Below are 3305 nucleotides of genomic sequence, written 5' to 3'. Positions count from 1 at the left end.
CATAAATGAGAATTTATGCTTGAACACAGAGTCACAGACACACAGAGTCTTATCTTTCTTTTAAGAAAAGAACCTGAATAAGAGTACACAGAGAGAGAGCGACTACGTCGCAGAGAAAAAACTCTGTGCCTCTGTGTCTCTGTGTTCTATAAAAAAGAAAAGAACTCTGTGCTTCTCTGTTCAAGGCAGTGCTAAAGAGAACTCTGTGCCTCAGTGTCTCTGTGTTTGAATCACCGCTAAATTATTATTTAAGAAAAAAATCCGCGTTCGTCCGTTTAATCCGTGTCGTCCGCGTATCCATTCTTCGCTAAATTATCATTTATAGTAAACGAAGTACTTACACTATGAATAATATAGGATAAACTAACTTGTTGGCTGATAACTCCTTTAACTCCTCTCACTCCTGAAGCATGAATAATTCAGGTTAAAGCTGCCCGTTTTCCACTAACAATATAACCCGTTCCACCAATGCATCTTCTCCGGTGGGATTATATTCTTTCTTGAGGCTGGCGCCGAATAAGGAAGCGAAAGTTTGGTAGAAACCTGCCTTGAATGGCCCCATGAATGCTTTCACCAGCTCATAAGAAGTCTGGTTACTTTGGCGGTCTACTAACTTTATTAATAACTTCCCCTGTGAAAAGGAGAGTTTCTTCATGCGGGGAGTATATTGCTGTTTCAACCCTTTCTCTACGAGTTTGATGTGCTTTTGGCGTTCCTTTTCGGTAGGAAGCGTTTGCATGTACTCGTAAGTTTCGATAATTGCACGGTTGATTTCTTTAGAGATGGGAAGCACTTTCTTTACGTTATACACCAATCTGTTGTATTCGTTTTGCTGTTTCTTGTTCTTGAATATCAGAGGCTTAAAAATGTAAACGGTCGGAGTTTGTACGCATGGAATGGTATCTCCCTGGTAAACGCACATAGGAACTAAGTATCCTCTTATTTGAGAGTTTGTCTCTTGCGCCCGGCAAAGAAGCGTACCCAATAGAAGGAATATAGTAATGAGTGGTATTTTAAGCCATGCGTTCATGTCACAAAATTAACTGTTTATCTTTATATTTTGCTTGATTACCACTCTTTTCCTTGTTGTGTTAACTTATTTATGGTAATTTCGTGCCCTATTAAACTTATTTACACGGATGAAATTGCTTAAATGGAGAGTTTTCCTGGGTGTACTGTTCATGTCTCCTGTACTTGAAGCTCAAAACACGGTTGTTTCCCTTTGGGAAGAAAACATAGAGCAACTCTCCATGGACGAAGAAGAAAGAAACTGGGAAGATGAACTTGAGGAACTTTCAAACCGCCTGCAGGAACCTGTCAATATCAATGCTGTTACCAAACAGGAGTTGGAACAATTTCCTTTTCTGACGGACATTCAGATTGAGAATATCCTGGCTTATATCTATATTCATGGAGAGATGCAGACCGTATATGAATTGCAGTTGGTGGAGGAGATGGACAAGCATACCATCGACTTGCTGCTTCCTTTTGTTTGCGTTCGTCCTTTGGCGGGAAAGGAAGGTTATCCGCGGCTGAAGGCTCTGTTGAAATATGGTAAGCAGGAAGTATTGTCTCGCCTTGATATACCTTTTTATACGCGTGAGGGATACCGGAAAAGTTATTTAGGGCCTTCGTCGTATCATTCTGTGAAGTATGGATATCGTTATGGAGACTATCTGCAAATGGGAGTTACTGCCGAAAAAGATGCCGGAGAGCCTTTCTTCGCTTTACACAACGCGAAGGGATATGATCATTATTCCGCTTATTTCATTCTTCGCAACCTGGGGCGGCTGAAAACTTTGGCGCTGGGAAACTACCGGTTGAGTTTCGGTCAGGGACTGGTGATGAGTACTGATTTCCGGTTGGGAAAGACTTATTCTCTTTCAACGGTCGACAGTCGTGCGGGCGGTATCCGGAAACATAGTTCTACGGATGAATACAATTATTTCCGGGGAGCGGCGGCAACGGTGGAGGTTATTCCCGCGCTTCATATATCCGGTTTTTACTCGCATCGTTCTATGGATGGGGTGACGGAAGGGGATGAAATCACGTCTATTGATAAGGCTGGATTGCATCGTACGGTGAAAGAAGCGGATAAAGTGAATGCTTTCTCCATGCAGTTAATGGGTGGGAATATTAATTACGACAGGAACAATCTGAAAGTAGGGCTGACGGGAGTTTACTACTTCTTCAACCATCCTTACCGTCCGGAATTAAGGACATACGCCAAATACAATCTGCAAGGGAATCACTTCTATAATGCGGGTATTGATTATAAATATCGCCTGAACCGCTTTACCTTGACGGGCGAAGCGGCTATGGGAAAGAAGGGGTATGCGTTGCTGAACCGGTTGAAATATAATGTATCGGCCGGGTATCAACTGTTGCTTGTTCACAGGTATTATTCGCATGATTACTGGGCGATGTATGGCAGTTCTTTCGGTGAGAGTAGTACACCGCAGAATGAAAACGGTTGGTATCTGGCGGCTGAGGCGGCGCCTTTCAAGCATTGGAGGTTCTTTGCTTCAGTGGATTTGTTCTCTTTTCCGTGGTGGAAATACCGCATCAGTAAGCCGTCGCAAGGTGTGGATGGCATGTTCCAGTCCTTGTATTCTCCGAAGCGGAATTTATCCATGTATATCAATTACCGTTATAAGCGGAAGGAAAGGGATGTGACGGGTACGGGCGGCGGGGTTATTCTTCCTGTTTATCATCATCGTTTGCGGTATCGGTTTACTTACTCGCCGGATAATATGCAGTTGCGAACTACGGTGGATTATAATCATTTTCACTCTCGCGGGCTGAAAGGAAGTCAGGGGTATCAGTTTACACAGTCTTGTTCGTATCTTTTCTCTTTTCCGTTGAAGGTATCTGTGCAGGGGAGTTATTTTCATACGGACGATTATGATTCGCGTGTATATGCTTCTGAAAAGGGGTTGCTTTATAGTTTTTATACGCCTTCGTTTTACGGGCGTGGGTTTCGCTTTTCGGCTTTTGCGCGGTATGATGTAAGCAAAGACTTGATGTTTCTTGTTAAAATCGGGCAGACTATTTATCAGGATCGTGAGGTTATCGGTTCGGGCAATGACTTGATACGGGGAAATAAGAAGGCGGACTTGCAGTTGCAGCTTCGGTTGAGGATGTAGCTTGTGCGGAGCTTTGCAATTATGAATTTTGAATGGGTAGGGGGACGAATGCGGAGTAGGGGGGTGAATGCGGAGTAGGGGGGTGAATGCGGAGTAGGGGGATGAATGCGGAGTAGGGGGGGATGAATGCGGAGTATCTCTATTCTCCTCCTCCCGGGA

At 43.8% G+C, this 3305-nt stretch carries 2 protein-coding genes; one reads left to right on the top strand and one right to left on the bottom strand.

From position 1 onward, the window contains the following. Nucleotides 1-424: 424 nt before the first annotated feature. Nucleotides 425-1030, bottom strand: coding sequence for a DUF4294 domain-containing protein (locus B2Z67_RS06015; protein ID WP_291528912.1), 606 nt, complete (start codon nucleotides 1028-1030; stop codon nucleotides 425-427). A 109-nt stretch (nucleotides 1031-1139) separates the two neighbouring features. On the opposite strand from B2Z67_RS06015, the gene B2Z67_RS06010 reads away from it, so the two are divergent. Next, nucleotides 1140-3146, top strand: coding sequence for a helix-hairpin-helix domain-containing protein (locus tag B2Z67_RS06010; RefSeq protein ID WP_291528911.1), 2007 nt, complete (start codon nucleotides 1140-1142; stop codon nucleotides 3144-3146). Nucleotides 3147-3305: the final 159 nt, after the last annotated feature.

Source organism: Bacteroides sp. UBA939, assembly GCF_002293435.1.
Lineage (GTDB): Bacteria > Bacteroidota > Bacteroidia > Bacteroidales > Bacteroidaceae > Bacteroides.
Note: the sequence above shows the minus strand (reverse complement) of the source record. Positions and strands in the feature narration are given on the sequence as shown.

Bases quoted from the DNA above. Each gene is read 5' to 3' on its own strand.
- B2Z67_RS06015 (WP_291528912.1), bottom strand. From the start codon at position 1,030: ATGAACGCATGGCTTAAAATACCACTCATTACTATATTCCTTCTATTG.
- B2Z67_RS06010 (WP_291528911.1), top strand. From the start codon at position 1,140: ATGAAATTGCTTAAATGGAGAGTTTTCCTGGGTGTACTGTTCATGTCT.